This window comes from Epibacterium sp. Ofav1-8 (genome assembly GCF_022348185.1).
GTDB lineage: Bacteria > Pseudomonadota > Alphaproteobacteria > Rhodobacterales > Rhodobacteraceae > Epibacterium.
This window is the reverse complement of record NZ_JAKRFD010000013.1, coordinates 122,757-137,343: the sequence shown is the minus strand read 5'-3', so window position 1 is coordinate 137,343 and position 14,587 is coordinate 122,757. Positions and strand designations below refer to the sequence as shown.

At 63.3% G+C, this 14,587-nt stretch carries 14 protein-coding genes; 8 read left to right on the top strand and 6 right to left on the bottom strand.

From position 1 onward, the window contains the following. Positions 1-1,057: NAD-dependent succinate-semialdehyde dehydrogenase (locus MHM97_RS18860; protein ID WP_239324381.1), on the top strand; the 1,057-nt coding region annotated here is incomplete at its 5' end. A gap of 9 nt (positions 1,058-1,066) precedes the next feature. Beyond that, positions 1,067-1,942: a 2-oxo acid dehydrogenase subunit E2 gene (locus tag MHM97_RS18855; RefSeq protein WP_239324379.1), complete on the top strand. Its 876-nt coding sequence runs from the start codon at positions 1,067-1,069 to the stop codon at positions 1,940-1,942. A gap of 158 nt (positions 1,943-2,100) precedes the next feature. Here MHM97_RS18855 and MHM97_RS18850 read toward each other — a convergent pair whose 3' ends face one another. Continuing rightward, the gene (locus MHM97_RS18850) at positions 2,101-3,039 is read right to left on the bottom strand and encodes a LysR family transcriptional regulator (RefSeq protein WP_239324377.1); all 939 of its coding nucleotides are present in this window, start codon (positions 3,037-3,039) and stop codon (positions 2,101-2,103) included. Between the two features lie 116 nt (positions 3,040-3,155). On the opposite strand from MHM97_RS18850, the gene MHM97_RS18845 reads away from it, so the two are divergent. From MHM97_RS18845 to MHM97_RS18820, 6 genes are all read left to right on the top strand, one after another. Then, positions 3,156-4,604: an aldehyde dehydrogenase family protein gene (locus tag MHM97_RS18845; RefSeq protein WP_239324375.1), complete on the top strand. Its 1,449-nt coding sequence runs from the start codon at positions 3,156-3,158 to the stop codon at positions 4,602-4,604. Beyond that, positions 4,604-5,584, top strand: a complete 981-nt coding sequence (locus tag MHM97_RS18840) for a membrane dipeptidase (protein ID WP_239324373.1) — start codon at positions 4,604-4,606, stop codon at positions 5,582-5,584. Before MHM97_RS18845 ends, MHM97_RS18840 begins: the two co-directional genes overlap by 1 nt. A 64-nt stretch (positions 5,585-5,648) precedes the next feature. Continuing rightward, positions 5,649-7,193: a BCCT family transporter gene (locus MHM97_RS18835; protein WP_239324371.1), complete on the top strand. Its 1,545-nt coding sequence runs from the start codon at positions 5,649-5,651 to the stop codon at positions 7,191-7,193. A 107-nt stretch (positions 7,194-7,300) separates the two neighbouring features. Then, positions 7,301-8,992, top strand: coding sequence for a hypothetical protein (locus MHM97_RS18830; RefSeq protein ID WP_239324369.1), 1,692 nt, complete (start codon positions 7,301-7,303; stop codon positions 8,990-8,992). Further along, complete coding sequence (locus MHM97_RS18825; RefSeq protein WP_239324367.1) at positions 8,989-9,639, top strand: DUF3726 domain-containing protein; 651 nt, start codon at positions 8,989-8,991, stop codon at positions 9,637-9,639. The genes MHM97_RS18830 and MHM97_RS18825 overlap by 4 nt, the downstream gene beginning before the upstream one ends. Before the next feature lie 54 nt (positions 9,640-9,693). Then, the gene (locus MHM97_RS18820) at positions 9,694-10,701 is read left to right on the top strand and encodes an Ldh family oxidoreductase (protein ID WP_239324365.1); all 1,008 of its coding nucleotides are present in this window, start codon (positions 9,694-9,696) and stop codon (positions 10,699-10,701) included. Positions 10,702-10,854: 153 nt separating this feature from the next. Here MHM97_RS18820 and MHM97_RS18815 read toward each other — a convergent pair whose 3' ends face one another. From MHM97_RS18815 to modB, 5 genes are all read right to left on the bottom strand, one after another. Next, entirely contained in the window at positions 10,855-11,388 is a 534-nt protein-coding gene (locus MHM97_RS18815) for a biotin transporter BioY (protein WP_239324363.1), read from the bottom strand. 39 nt (positions 11,389-11,427) lie between these two features. Next, positions 11,428-12,018 carry an energy-coupling factor transporter transmembrane component T family protein gene (locus MHM97_RS18810; RefSeq protein WP_239324361.1) on the bottom strand — a complete coding sequence of 197 codons (591 nt, stop codon included), beginning with the start codon at positions 12,016-12,018 and terminating at the stop codon, positions 11,428-11,430. Then, positions 12,011-12,691 (bottom strand): energy-coupling factor ABC transporter ATP-binding protein, encoded by a 681-nt coding sequence (locus MHM97_RS18805; protein WP_239324358.1) that lies wholly within the window; start codon positions 12,689-12,691, stop codon positions 12,011-12,013. Before MHM97_RS18805 ends, MHM97_RS18810 begins: the two co-directional genes overlap by 8 nt. A gap of 118 nt (positions 12,692-12,809) precedes the next feature. Next, on the bottom strand, positions 12,810-13,895 hold the full coding sequence (gene modC / locus MHM97_RS18800) for a molybdenum ABC transporter ATP-binding protein (protein ID WP_239324356.1): 1,086 nt from the start codon (positions 13,893-13,895) through the stop codon (positions 12,810-12,812). Beyond that, a complete protein-coding gene (modB, locus tag MHM97_RS18795) occupies positions 13,892-14,587 on the bottom strand; it encodes a molybdate ABC transporter permease subunit (RefSeq protein ID WP_239324354.1) in 696 nt (231 codons plus the stop codon). Before modB ends, modC begins: the two co-directional genes overlap by 4 nt.

The following is a 14,587-nucleotide window of genomic DNA, read 5'->3' as shown; positions in this document are numbered from 1 at the left end:
TGCGCCCGCCTCGGGCGCGCGCATCATGGTGCAGCACAAACCGGCGGGGCTGGCGGTTCTGGTCACGCCTTGGAACTCCCCCGCCGCCATGGGCACCCGCAAGATCGCGCCCGCCCTGGCTGCGGGCTGCGCGGTGATTATCAAACCCGCCTCCGAGACGCCGCTGACGATGCTGGCGCTGATGCCCTTGCTCGAAGAGGCAGGCGTGCCGCCGGGACTGGTGAATGTGCTGCCCTCCAAGCGCACAGGCGCGCTGGTGGATCACATGTTACATGATCCGCGCGTGCGAGTGGTGTCCTTTACCGGCTCCACCGGGGTGGGGCGCAAACTGTTGCACTCTGCCGCCGATCAGGTGTTGAAACCGGCAATGGAGCTGGGCGGCAACGCCCCCCTCATCGTATTTGACGATGCCGATCTCGATGTCGCTGTCGAGGGCGCGATGCTCGCCAAGATGCGCAATCTGGGCGAGGCCTGCACTGCCGCCAACCGCATCTATGTGCATGAGGCCGTGGCGGAGGAATTCACCCGAAGGTTCTCGGCCGCCATGGGCGCGCTCAAGGTCGGGAATGGCACCGACCCAAGCGTCGATGTCGGCCCGCTGGTGAACGCCGACACCCGCGACAAGGTGGCAAGCTTTGTCGCCGACGCGGTGGCCAAGGGTGCCAAGATCGAGATCGGCGGCACCCAGCCCGAGGGGCCGGGGTTCTTCTATCCGCCCACGGTGCTCTCGAATGTGCCGGAGACCGCCGACTGCGTGCATGACGAGATCTTTGGCCCGGTGGCGGCGATCCAGACGTTTTCCTACCAAGACGACGTGATACGGCGCGCCAATGACACCGAATACGGTCTGGTGGCCTATGTCTTCTCCGAAGACATGAAACGTGCGCTGCAAGTCTGCGAGCGGCTGGACTACGGCATGGTGGGCCTCAATCGCGGGCTGGTCAGCGACCCCGCGGCTCCCTTTGGTGGGGTCAAACAATCCGGTCTGGGCCGTGAAGGCGGGCATGAGGGGATGCTCGAATTTATGGAAACCCAGTATATTTCGGCCAGCTGGTAGGGGGCGCTTATGTCAGACGTCATCGCATCCCCTTCGGTCCGCGCCCTGGCGCGCGAAAAAGGCGTGGATATTGAAAAACTCGCTGCGGATCTCGGTCGCCAGACCATCGCGCGCGAGGATCTAGAGCGCGAAAATTCCGCCGCTCCGGCGGGCGACACCTCCTATTGGGAGGTCGATCACAGCGCCTATGGTCCCATCACGCAAGAACCCATGAGCCGCTTTGGCCAAATTGCGGCGGCCAATCTTGCGGCGGCCAATGCACTGATCCCACAGGTGACGCATCACGACCGCGCCGATATGACCGCGATCGAGGCGCTGCGCCGGGACCTCAAGGCGGAGACACAGGTGCAGGGCGTCAAGCTCACGGCACTGGCGTTTCACGTCAAGGCGCTGGCGCGCGCGCTGCGGGAATTCCCCCGCTTCAACGCCTCGTTGAGTGCCGATGGCAAGACCCTGATCCTAAAGGGTTATGTTCATATCGGCATTGCCGTCGATACCGCGCATGGGCTCATGGTGCCGGTGATCCGCGACGCCGACCAAAAGGGGCTGTTGCAGATCGGGGCAGAGATCCGTGATCTCGCCAGCCGCGCGCAGAACCGCAAGATCGGCCCGGACGAGATGGGCGGCGCGTCGATGTCGATCTCCAATCTGGGTGGCATCGGTGGCATTGGCTTTACGCCGATTGTGAACCCGCCGGAGCTGGCGATCCTTGGCATCACCCGCACCGAAACCGTGACCGTCTGGGACGGCGACACGCCGCGCCCGGTGCCGATGGTGCCCTTGGATCTGAGCTACGATCACCGGGTCATCAACGGTGCGGATGCGGCGCGGTTCCTGTCCTATTTTGCAGGACTATTGAGCGATCCACGCCGGATGATGGTCTGAGGTGGCAACGAGATCCGATAGGCACGCTGACTTCATTCAGGACGCATACCCAGGTGGCCAGCGGAGGATCGCCATCGAGCAAGCCCTTGGCGGGCTCAGCGTTTTGTAACGAGTTCCTGGGTGCGCCCCGGCTGCGCGATGTGCGGTCGGGGCATGTTTCACGGCATTTTTCGGGACGCGTCCGACAGGCGCGCAGCAGCGAGCACGGCCTCCGATCCGACCTGCAAGTTTGCCACCGTCTCCTTGATGCGCTCTTCCAGCAAGCGCGCCGCGGGCGAGAGAGTCGAATCGGCCTTGCGCAGCAGGTGAATTTCGCGCCGCGCCGTCACATCCGCCAGCGGACGAAACACAAGCTCCCCTGCGGCGGCGGCCGATGTGGCCATTTCCGGCAGCAATGTAATCCCGATGTTCGCGCGCAGCATGCCAAAGATCGAGGTCAGGTTCTGCGCCGTCAGAAGCGCCTGCGCGTGCAGGTCCCGCGCCGCGGCCGCTTCGATTCCGGCAGAGAGGCTGTTGGCAATCAGGCGATGCCCGGCCAGCTCTGCCCAGCTCACCGGCCCAGCCTGACGCGCCAGTGGATGGTCCGGCGCGCAGATCACGCCAAACTCGTCCGACAACAGCAATTCGCTGTGCAGCCCCGCATCATGTTCGCCCTTGGTGGCAATACCAATGTCGATACGATTGCGCGACAGCTCATGCCGGATGGAGTTGGAGTCCATGTCGCGGACCTCGATGTCCACCTCGCCGAAGTCGTTGATGTAGCGTGAAAACACCTGCGGAATGATGGTGCCCGCAACCGAAGGCACGGTTGCGATCCGCACCCGCCCGTAGACGGCGCGAGCATATCCCTCGATGGCGCGCACGGTTGTGTCGAAATGCTGAACCTCCTGCTCCGCCTGCTCCAGCACAAAAGCGCCCAGGGCCGTCAGCCGGTTCTTCCGATCCGTCTCGAACAGCGGTTCGCCCAGATGCGCCTCCAGCTGTTTCAGCATCATCGACAGGGCCGAGGGGGTTCGGCCCAGCACCTCTGCCGCGTCGCTCAGGTTGCCGCTGCGGGCCACGGTCACATAGGCGCGCAAAGTCTCGATCTTGAGCATGCTGTTGCTCCTGTATTTCAGCAAATCTGAAATTTGCTTAAGAACTTTAAGTTTGCCTGAAGGAATTCAGTGAGTCCATACCGGGAAAAACGGACTCCTGACGAGGCAAGACACCCATGACAGAGATTCAAAAGAACCTGATTGCAGGCGAATGGCAGGCCGGCGAAGGCGAGATCGAGAACCGCAACCCCTCCGACCTCTCCGATCTGGTGGGGCTGTTTGCCCAGGCAAGCGGCGATCAGCTTGATGCGACGCTGGCGCAGGCGCGCAGCGCGCAACGGGAATGGGCCGCCTACGGGATGGAACGCAAACAGGCGGTGCTGATGGCGATCGGCACCGAGCTGATGACCCGGGCCGAAGAACTCGGCACGCTGCTGTCGCGCGAAGAAGGCAAACCGCTCGCCGAGGGCAGGGGCGAGATCTATCGCGCCGGTCAGTTCTTTACCTACTACGCCGCCGAATGCCTGCGCCAGCTGGGCGAGAATGCCGACTCCGTTCGTGCTGGTGTGGAAATCGACGTGCGCCGCGAACCCGTCGGCACCGTGGCGATCATCAGCCCGTGGAATTTCCCCACCGCCACCGCTGCGTGGAAGATCGCGCCGGCGCTGTGCTACGGCAATGCCGTGGTGTGGAAACCGGCCAATGTGACCCCGGCCTCTGCCGTGGCCCTGACCGAGATCATCGCGCGCCAGGATATTCCCCGGGGGCTGTTCAGCCTCGTTATGGGCGCTGGCCGCAGCATCGGCCAGCGGCTTGTTGAAAGCCCGCAGATCGACGCGATTTCCTTTACCGGTTCGGTGCCGGTGGGCAAGGGCATCGCGGCCGCGGCAATCCAGAACCTGACCAAGGTACAGATGGAGATGGGCTCCAAGAACGCGCTGGCGGTGATGGACGACGCCGATCTGGACCTGGCGGTGACGCTGGCGCTTGGCGGCGCGTTCGGCGGCACCGGTCAGAAATGCACTGCGTCCTCGCGCCTGGTGGTGCATGAGGCCGTGCATGACGCCTTTGTCGAGAAACTGGTGGCCGGCACCCAAGCGATGACGGTCGGCCATGCGCTGGAGGCCGGCACCCAGATGGGCCCGGTGGTCAGCGCCCAGCAACTGGCCGAAAACCTCGCCTATGTGGATCTGGGCCGCTCCGAGGGCGCGGAGCTGGCCTGCGGCGGCCAGCGGTTGGAGATGGCCACCGAAGGCTTCTACATGTCGCCGGGCGTGTTCCTGAACACCACCAACCAGATGCGCATCAACCGCGAAGAGATGTTCGCGCCGCTGACCTCGGTCATCAAGGTCGCCAGCTATGACGAGGCGCTGTCGGTGGTGAACGACACCAACTTCGGCCTGACATCGGGCATCGTGACCCGCTCGCTCGCCCGCGCCACCCATTTCCGCCGCAATGCGCGCACCGGCGTGGTCACCGTGAACCTGCCGACGGCGGGCACCGACTACCACGTGCCCTTCGGTGGGCGCGGTGACAGCTCTTACGGACCGCGCGAACAGGGCAAGGCCGCGGCGGAGTTCTACACCACGGTCAAGACCGCCTACATCAGCGCCGGGCCGGTGTGATGCGGATCGACGGCCTGCAATATGCCAACTGGTCGGAAAAGATCTTTCGGCAGCTGCGCGAGGGTGGCGTGGACGCGGTCCATGTCACCATCGCCTACCACGAGAATTTCCGCGAAACGGTGCTCAACTTCGAGAAATGGAACCGCTGGTTCGAGCAATTTCCGGATCTGATCCTCAAGGGGCAGTCAGCCGCCGATATCGACACCGCCCGCGCCACCGGGCGCACAGCCGTGTTTTTCGGGTTCCAGAACCCCAGCCCAATCGAGGATGACATCGGCCTCGTGGAGATCGTGCACACCCTGGGCGCCCGCTTCATGCAGCTGACCTACAACAATCAGTCGCTGCTGGCCTCGGGCTGTTACGAGGACGAGGACACCGGGCTGACCCGCATGGGCAAGCAGGTGGTGCGCGAGATGAACCGGGTCGGCCTGGTGGTGGACATGAGCCATTCCGGCGATCGCTCCACCATCGCGGCGGCAGACCATTCCGAGCGGCCCATCGCGATCACCCATGCCAACCCCCACGCCTGGTCCCCGGCGCTGCGCAACAAGCGCGACGACGTCATCCGTGCGGTGACGGAAAACGGCGGCATGTTCGGCTTTTCGGTCTACCCGCATCACCTGAAGGGCAAATCGGAATGCAGCTTGCAGGACTTCTGCGACATGGTGGCCCGCACCGCCGAACGGTTCGGCCCGGCGCATCTCGGGATCGGCACCGACCTGTGTCAGGACCAGCCCGACAGCGTGGTGGAATGGATGCGCGTGGGCCGCTGGACCAAGGAGATCGACTATGGCGAGGGATCAAAATCCGCGCCCGGTTTCCCCGCCATGCCCGAATGGTTCCGCGACAACCGCGACTTTTCCAATATCGAGCGCGGCCTGCGCGCCACCGGCCTGAGCGAGGCCGAGGTGGCCGGTATCATGGGCGGCAACTGGTATCGTTTCTTTTCTGAAAATTTCGGCCCCAAAGCAACAACATAACCGGCCGAAGAGGACAACTTGCCCGCGCGGCAAACGCGGCGCGGGTGGACAACGGGAGGGACTTATGTCCGACGCAACACAAGACGAAATCAAGAAGGACAGCCGCGTGAACGTGCCGCTGTTCCTGATCTCCGGCGGCTTTATCGCGCTGTTCTGCCTGGCGGCGCTGATCAATCTCGACGCGCTCTCGGCAGCGGTCGACTGGGGGTTCAACATTGCGGCCACCTACTTTGGTCTGTATTGGCAGGTGCTGCTGCTGGCGACCTTCCTGATCGGGCTGGTGCTGTGCATTCTGCCCGGTGGCCGGGCGATCATGGGCGGGCTTGCGGCACCGGAATTCACGACCTTCCAATGGGGGTCGATGATCATGTGCACCCTGCTTGCGGGCGGGGGCGTCTTCTGGGCGGCGGGAGAACCGATCGCCCATTTCCTCTATTCACCGCCGCTGTTTGGTGCCGAAGGTGCGACCGCGGCCGCCGTCAACCCGGCCATCGCGCAGAGCTTCATGCACTGGGGGTTTCTCGCCTGGGCCATCCTCGGCTCGCTGACCACGGTGATGCTGATGCATTACCACTATGAAAAGGGCCTGCCGCTGGCGCCGCGCACGCTGCTTTATCCGGTGTTCGGCGACAAGGCGATCCACGGTCCTATCGGGCTGATCGCCGATGCCTGTTCGATCATTGCGGTGGTTGCGGGCACCGTCGGGCCGATCGGGTTCCTGGGCCTGCAAGTCAGCTATGGTCTGACAGCACTGTTCGGTCTGCCCGATGTGTTTGCCACCCAGTTTGCCGTGATTGCGGGGCTGGTGGCGATCTATACGATCTCTGCCATGACCGGTCTGTCCCGCGGCATCCAGGTCTTGTCAAAGATCAACGTGGTGCTGGCCGCGCTGTTGCTGCTGTTCGTGCTGGTCGCGGGGCCGACCACGTTCATCTTCGGCTCGTTCTTTTCGGGGTTTGGCACCTATGTCGGCAATTTCTTCCAGATGGCCCTGTTCCGCGGCGAGGCTGGCCTGTTCGGCGATCCCGGCTGGCTCGGCTGGTGGACGGTGTTCTTCTGGGGCTGGTTCATGGGCTACGGGCCGCTGATGGCGATGTTCATCGCCCGGGTGTCCCGGGGGCGTTCGATCCGGTCGATCATCCTCATGCTCTCGGTGATTGCACCGATCGTGACCAATTTCTGGTTCACCATCGTCGGCGGCACCGGTATCGCAATGGAACTGGCCGAGCCCGGCACCATCTCAGCCGCCTTCGAAGGGTTCAACCTGCCCGCCGCGCTGCTGGCGATCACCACCAACCTGCCGATGGGCTTTGTGATTTCGATCCTGTTTCTGATCCTGACCACGATCTTTGTGGCCACAACCGGCGATTCAATGAGCTATGTGATTTCCGCCACCATGAGCCACGATGACACGCCCCCTGCGGCCATCCGGGTGTTCTGGGGCATTGCCATGGGCCTGATGGCGGTGATCCTGATTTCGGTCGGCGCTGGCGGCGTCTCCAAATTGCAGAGCTTCATCGTGGTGACAGCGGTGCCGGTCTCGCTGCTGCTGCTGCCCTCGCTCTGGGACGCGCTGCGCATCACCCTAGCTAAAGGCAAGGACAGCTGAGCCTTCTCCCGGGCGCACCCCTGTGCCCGGGCCCCAACCGGCCAGACCCGGCCTGACCACGACACATGGACCTCACCACCACAGACCCCTGCACAAGGCCCCACCGAATGACTGACGTTCCCGCCCGAGATCCTGATCTGGTAATGCGTCTTGCGCGCCTCGGCTCCATCCATCAGTCCCGCCTGTCCTTCATGCGGATCCTGACCCGCCGCATGGCCCGCGACGGCTGGCGGTTCGAACAGACCGCCTTCGAGATCGATGCCAGCGGCGAAGGCCACGCGGTCTATACCGCCCACACACCGGAGCGCGCCTATTCGCTGGTGGCCTTTGCCCATGATCTGCCGCCGGAGAAACGCTCCGACAGGGTGATCGCCGACGCCTGGGACGCGACCTTCACCCTGTTTGACGGTATCCCGACGCCCGAGGATATCGCGCGGCTGGCACAGAATATTCCCCTGCAGGAAGCAGGCCGCGTCACCGGCAGCGAGCTTTCGGTCTCTCGCGCCAACCGTTCGGTGCGGCTGTGGGAGCATGTGGTCACCGCGCTGGCCGCCGGGCAACAGCCCGACGCGGCGCAGATCGACGCCGTCGGCTACCTGATGCGCACCACCGCGGTCTACGGCTCCGGCAAGCTGGGCGCGGCAGATCGCGAGATGATCGCCGACCGCCCCGAATTCCGGGTGCCGTTTCAGGCCGAGATGCTCTCGGTTTACCTGACCCGCTGGTTCGTCACCGACCTTGTGCAACATATGGCGGACAGCCGCGCCGCGCGGTTGGGCAAGACCGCTGCAACCCTCGCGCCCGAACTGGCGCGCTCGATGGGGATCGGCAATTCCACCGGGCTTGGCATGGCCCCCTTCCTGCTCAACCACCCGGTGCTGTTCAACAACTGGATCGCCGCACGGGAAACCGCCCTCAGCCGGGTGCGCGGCCTCGATCAGGCCAGCCCCGGGGACATTGCCCTGTTTCGCGACCTGTTCGACCGCGCTGCGCAGCTGGTCAACGGCTGGCACTCCGAACACCCGGTTCAGGTGGACAAGCTACAGGCGCTGCGGGACGACATCGACCAGCTGCGCGGCTACCTGGAGCGGACGGATCTGTCGGCGCCCGGCCCATGGGATACGCTCTACCGCTGGGCCGAGGAAACCTTGTCCCTTGAAGGGCAGGAATGGATCGCCTCGCTGATGCTGGAACCCTACGGAACACTGGTCGATGAGCTGGCTGGCACCATGTCGGCTGACAACACGGCCACTTTCCGCATCGCGGGCGCCATGTCGATCAGTGATCTGCGCAACTTGCTGGACCGGGTCTACAGATGGGCCATCGACACCGACTGGTCCGCGCCGGGCAACAAGGCGCGCGCCTGGTACGTGTCCGAGGAAAAGCTTGAACCGCGTCTTGGTGAACGGTTTGAGGAACCGATCGAGGAATACGAACAGCCGCTTGCCCCCGGTCGCGATGCCGCCCTGCTGCATGCGGCGCTGAAACACTGGCCGGACGAGGCGCAAGTGGCCGAATTCATCCTGCGCCATCCGGAGCACCGTCATGTCTTGCGCCGGGTCCAGATCGTGGGCCGCGCGCCCTATGCCGAGATCCGCGACAACACGATTTCCGACCGGGTGCTTCCCATCGACATGCTGCGCTGCAAGCTGGCGTTCTTCGGCGCGACCAAATTCGATCCGCGCTCTGATCGCTGGGTGCGGATCTGCATGTATGGCAATGCCCCGCTTCCCAGCGAGCTCGCGCCGGAGACCGCGGATTTCTGGGTCTACCCCACTTTGCCGGAGGTCCAGGCATGAGCCACTCCCTCAATGAAATCGAAGCGATGAGCAAACGCGCCGCACGGGGCGCTGGCCTGTCGTGGGGCCTTGCGGAAGAGGCGGCCAAGGGTACCCGCTGGCTGTCGGCCTTCGGCTTTCCCGGCACCGACCTGTTGGCGGATCTGTTGGAAATGAACGACCGCATCCCGCCCATCGACGTCTCGCCCGTGTCCTTGCGCGCGCCCGTCTGGCATGCCCCCGCGCGGCGCATGAGCCCGCTGATCGCCGGTGCATCGCTCAGCGACTGCGCGATGCGCTTGATGGAGCGCGGCACCATCGCGATGGAGAACATCTGCTTCCCGCTTCTGGCAGTGCCCTTCATGGGCGGCGCAGCACAACGCCTGGGTCATCCGGTGGCGGCGGAATGGGCCGGGGCGCGGCTGGCCACCGACGGGCGCCAGCTCTGCGTGCAGGGCGATACGACGGTATTGCGGGCCAGAATGGCGGATCAGATGGTCTTTACCGCCCCTGCCAGGATGACCGGACGCCGCGAACCGGTGCTGCGCGCCGATGTGTCGGCCGAAAGCTGGCAGCGACTTTCGACCTTCGCCCACCGCACCTTTGCCCCCGCCACCGACGACAGCCGGCTGCGCGGCGCCGGCGCCGGGCTTAGCGACAACGACTGACATTTGGGCCCTGACCCGATGACCCATACGAGCCCCCAACAGAAAGACCTGCATATGACCGCAACTGAAACCCTGTCCCTGGGCGAGATCGAAGACCTTGCCTTTCGCGCCCTGGTCAAGGCCGGCACATCCGAGGAAAACGCTCGCCCACTGGCCGTTGCCACCGCGATGACCGAGGCCGATGGTGTCGCCTCCCATGGGCTTGCCTATATCCCGATCTACGCCCAGCACGTCGGCTGCGGCAAGGTCGACGGCACGGCAACGCCGCGGCTGTCACACCCGCGCCCGGCAGTGATCTGCGTCGATGCCGCCACTGGGTTTGCCCACTCGGCAATCGATCTTGGATTTGAACAGCTGGTGCCACTGGCCCGCGAGTTGGGCGTGGCGGTGCTGGCGGTGAACAATTCTTACAATTGCGGCGTCCTTGGCGTGCACACCCGGCGTCTGGCCGAGGCTGGGCTATTTGGGATCGGGTTCACCAACGCCCCCGCCTCGATCGCCCCTTCCGGCGGGGCGCGGCCGGTGGTGGGCACCAACCCGTTCTCCATCGCCGCCCCCGATGCAGATGGCTCCGTCGCGGTGCTGATCGACCAATCGGCCAGCACCATCGCCAAGAGCGAAGTCATGAAACACGCCCGCGAAGGCCGACCGGTGCCCGAAGGCTGGGTGCTGGACGCCGACGGCCAGCCGACCACCGATCCGGAGGCCGGACTCAAGGGGTCCATGGTGCCTTCGGGCGGCTACAAGGGCGTCGGGATCGCCCTGACCGTGGAGCTGATGGCGGCCGCAATGACCGGAGCCAACCTCGGCACCCAAGCCAGCCCTTTTTCCGGCACCGCAGGCGGCCCGCCGCGCACCGGACAGATGTTCATCGCCATTGATCCGCAGGCAAGCTCCGGCGGCGCTTTTGCCGACAAAATGCGCAGTCTTGTCGACTCCATCCACGCGCAGGAGGGCGCACGGCTTCCCGGCGACGGCCGCAAGTCCCATCGACAGCGCGCCGCAGAGCGGGGAGTGGACGTCAATGCGGCCCTGCTTGAAACCGTGCGCGGGTTGACCTGACTTCGCGCGTCAAGCGCGCACTGCAACCAGGCGCGGTCCACCAAGGACCATGCTCCGACGGAACAACGCAAAACGGGGGTGTTAAAACGCCCCCGTAATGTTGATTATGTTATTTTACCCCGATGACATACCGAGAGTTGAACCCGTGGCGGATCAAAGTGTCGGGATGGCCTTGCGGACCTCTCGGGCAATCAAAGCAGTCAGGACAGCTTTGACGCAGTCACCAGGCAGGAAGGCCGCAGATCCAACAAGCGCCTGCCCCAGCGACAGTTCGGCGATTTGAGCCAGCCATGGCACGCCAAACAGGTACACAACTCCGATGCCACCGACCAGGATGTAAATGAGAGAAAGCAGGAACGCTGGTTGGGTCTTGTGGCGATCAAAGAGCAAGCCGATCACAAATGCCCCCACGACGAACCCGATCAGGAAGCCGCCAGAGGCACCGAAGAACACCCCCGCGCCGCCACGCCCGCCGGCCAACAGCGGCAGCCCAAGCGCGACAAGCCCGAGAAACAGCGCAATGGCCAGACCGCCACGTTTGGCCCCCAGCAATGCGCCCGCCAGCATCACGCCCATGGACTGAGCGGTAATCGGCACGCCAAGTGGCAGCGTAATCTGTGGGACCACGCCAAGCGCCGCCATCAGGGCAGCAAACAGCGCGATGAGAACGATATCCTTCGTATTCATGGGGAGGAGTCCTTGTGTGGTCGTTAGATAGGGTGGCGTTCAAAACCCGCGGGCATCGATAGCATCCGAGATTTCTTCCGAAATCTTGATGGTGCGTACGATCGAGGGAATGGCGATGGCGAAGGGATTGCGCTCCAACCCCCGGGTGTTCTGAGCTTCGCGTACCTCTTGAACCACCTGCGTCAGCACGGGAATGAAACGCAGGGTCAGCGAGATCGCCAGGCTGATACCCTCGGTACGAAATCCAAAGCGACGCAGCGGTGTCAGTCCTGCCTCGATCCCGTCGATCATATCGCTGGATTTCGTTGTCAGCGTCAGCAGTCCAGCCAACATCAACAACACCGCAAAGCGCAGGATCACAAAGAGGCCGATGAGCCAGCTGTTGAAAACCAGCTGGGCAACAAAGATCAGCCCGAAGATCCACCACGCCGGGCGGACCTGCTGCCAGGCCATGGCAACCGACAACCGCGCGACACGGTAGAGGACAAGCGTACCGCAAAGGGCGCCCAACGAGAGCGCGATATGATCGATGGCGAACAGTACAGAACAGACAATGGCAAGCGCGAGAATTTTCCAGCCCGGTGCAAGCGCATGAAGCGGAGAGTCGCGTGCAACATACAGATCAAGCATCCTGCATTGCCTTTATATATCGAACGGTGGCCCGGTCAGGCTGGTCATCCACCAATACCCGCCCCTCCTCAAAGACGATCGCCCGGTCGAATTTGGACACCAGATCCAGATCGTGAGTGACGACAATCGCCGTCTGCTCCAGAGCCTCGATCGCATTGGCGATTTTTAACTTGTTGCGAAGGTCCAGCAGTGTGGTGGGCTCGTCCAAAACCACATACTCCGGGTCCATCACCAGGACGCCGGCAATTGCCAGAAGCTGCTTTTGCCCCCCGCTCAGGACATGCGAGGACTGCCCCCGGCGGGATAGCAGCCCGTATCTGCCAAGGACCTCTTCGGCCAGTCGCGCCCGGTCTTGCGCGGGCAGTCCGAGGTTCTTCAGACCAAAAGCAACGTCCTCCTCGACAATCGGAAAAACGATCTGGTTATCAGGATTTTGAAATACAAACCCGACCTTCTTACGAATGTCACGGCCGTGTTTCGCTGTATCGAGACCATCGACCAGAACCCGCCCCTCTGTGGGCAGACGCAATCCGTTCAGCAGCCGGGCAAAGGTGCTTTTGCCGCTTCCATTGCTGCCCAGAATGGCAATCCGGCGCTCTGAGAGAGTCAGGCTGACGTCCCTCAGAACGGGGCTGTTATCAAGTGTCAGACTGACATTTTGAACTTCAATCATTCTTGCGCGCCCTGATCGTCTCTTGGCCGTTGGCGTCTCCGCTGCCGTTCAGCCCATAGCGGATCTGCCGAAGAATGAAAAGAATATATTATCTATAATATCAAAATTACGGCTCGCTCTAGCCTGACCCGATATCCTCCGGGGCGATGGCTACGGATTTCACGATTGCAAATGCCTGCCGTCCCGGCGCCAATTGTAACGCCGCCACCGACCGTTGCGTGACACGTGCCAGCAAGGGGCCGGCCTGAGTGTCAAGGGTCACCAATGCGCCAGGCCCCTCCCCTGACCGGATAGCCGCCACAGTCCCGGGCAATATGTTCAGCGCCGACATCCCTTCGGGATACCGGTCTGCCAGAATGACCTCATGGGCAGAGATCCTTAACCGCAATGACGCCCCGGAGGCGGCGGTAACACGGGGCACCAGGATTGGAATCCCGGCGGCATCCAATTCACTCAGCCCGTCGGCATGGTGGCGCACCATGCGCGCATGCAGGATTGAGCCGACATTGCGAACACCAGTTGGCACAACGCTTGGATCGGACAGAACATCTCTTGGTGGCCCGATCTGAACGACCCGCCCGCCGTCCAGGACGACAACCGTTGTGGCCAGTCGCGCGACTTCGGCCGAGGAATGGCTGACGTACAAAACCGGGATCTTCAGCTCATCCCGAATGCGCTCGAAATAGGGCAGAATTTCCAGCTTCCGCGGCGTGTCCAGTCCCGTCAGCGGCTCGTCTGCCAATAACAGCTCGGGCGCCGCGAGCAAGGCCCGTCCGATTGCCACCCGCTGCTTCTCTCCTCCGGAGAGCTGCGCTGGAAATCGGTCAAGCAACGCCCCGAGCCCGAGAATGTCGACGATATGGGCCGGCTCCGCAGGGCGCCGACGAAGGGGAAGAAGACGGTAGCCGTAATAGAGGTTTCGGCGCACCGACAGGTGCGGAAACAGCCGCGCATCCTGAAAGATGTAGCCGATCCGCCGCCGCCGGGTGGCAAGCGCGACACCCCGGGAAGCATCGTACAATATGCGATCACCGACACGGATATGGCCACGCTCCGGACGGATCAGACCGGCAACCGCATTCACGATCGTCGTCTTGCCAGAGCCCGAGCGCCCAAACAATGCAGTCAGGCCCTGCGGTGCGGAAAACGCTGCCTCCAGCTGAAACGCTCCTTGGCGTAGCGCAATATCAATTTCAAAACTCATGAGGGTGTGCCCGTCTTCCGGAGCCTGCGCCCAAGGAGCTCTGAGAGCAGCAGCGCGAGAAATGAAATCAGTATCGAGACCACGACCAGTCGTATGGCGGCCCCCTCCCCGCCCGGCACTTGCAAGAAAGCATAGATGGCGGAGGGCAATGTCTGGGTTTCACCCGGGATATTGGCCACGAACGTGATGGTCGCACCAAACTCACCCATTGCCTTGGCAAAGGCCAGGATTGCGCCGGCAATCAGACCGGGGAACGCAAGCGGCAGGGTCACGGTGAGAAAGATCCACGGCGCGGATGCCCCCAAGGTGGCGGCTGCGCGCTCCAGCCCGGGATCTACCAACTCGAAGGAGAGGCGCAAGGACCTGACCATAAGCGGAAAGCCCATGATACCGGCAGCCAGGGAAGCGCCAGTCCAGCGAAAGGCAACCCCCATGCCAAGCGGCTCCAACACCCGTCCGAATGGACCCGTCGGACCAAACCCCAGCAACAGCAGGTATCCAGTTACCACAGGTGGCATGATCAACGGCAAGTGCACCAGGCCGTTCAGCAATTGCTTTCCCGGAAACCGGAAGCGCGCCAGCACATAAGCCGTTGCCACGCCGAACGGCAGACTCACCAGCGTTGCCCAGAGCGCCACTTTGACGGACAGGCGCACCGCGTTCCATTCTTCCGGCCCAAATGATGTCAGCAT

Coding starts and splice junctions, on each gene's coding strand:
- MHM97_RS18820 (WP_239324365.1), top strand. CDS start 9,694: ATGACCGCAACTGAAACCCTGTCCCTGGGCGAGATCGAAGACCTTGCC.
- MHM97_RS18805 (WP_239324358.1), bottom strand. CDS start 12,691: ATGATTGAAGTTCAAAATGTCAGTCTGACACTTGATAACAGCCCCGTT.
- MHM97_RS18840 (WP_239324373.1), top strand. CDS start 4,604: ATGCGGATCGACGGCCTGCAATATGCCAACTGGTCGGAAAAGATCTTT.
- MHM97_RS18850 (WP_239324377.1), bottom strand. CDS start 3,039: ATGCTCAAGATCGAGACTTTGCGCGCCTATGTGACCGTGGCCCGCAGC.
- MHM97_RS18810 (WP_239324361.1), bottom strand. CDS start 12,018: ATGCTTGATCTGTATGTTGCACGCGACTCTCCGCTTCATGCGCTTGCA.
- MHM97_RS18855 (WP_239324379.1), top strand. CDS start 1,067: ATGTCAGACGTCATCGCATCCCCTTCGGTCCGCGCCCTGGCGCGCGAA.
- MHM97_RS18835 (WP_239324371.1), top strand. CDS start 5,649: ATGTCCGACGCAACACAAGACGAAATCAAGAAGGACAGCCGCGTGAAC.
- MHM97_RS18825 (WP_239324367.1), top strand. CDS start 8,989: ATGAGCCACTCCCTCAATGAAATCGAAGCGATGAGCAAACGCGCCGCA.
- MHM97_RS18845 (WP_239324375.1), top strand. CDS start 3,156: ATGACAGAGATTCAAAAGAACCTGATTGCAGGCGAATGGCAGGCCGGC.
- MHM97_RS18830 (WP_239324369.1), top strand. CDS start 7,301: ATGACTGACGTTCCCGCCCGAGATCCTGATCTGGTAATGCGTCTTGCG.
- modB (WP_239324354.1), bottom strand. CDS start 14,587: ATGCTGACATCATTTGGGCCGGAAGAATGGAACGCGGTGCGCCTGTCC.
- MHM97_RS18815 (WP_239324363.1), bottom strand. CDS start 11,388: ATGAATACGAAGGATATCGTTCTCATCGCGCTGTTTGCTGCCCTGATG.
- modC (WP_239324356.1), bottom strand. CDS start 13,895: ATGAGTTTTGAAATTGATATTGCGCTACGCCAAGGAGCGTTTCAGCTG.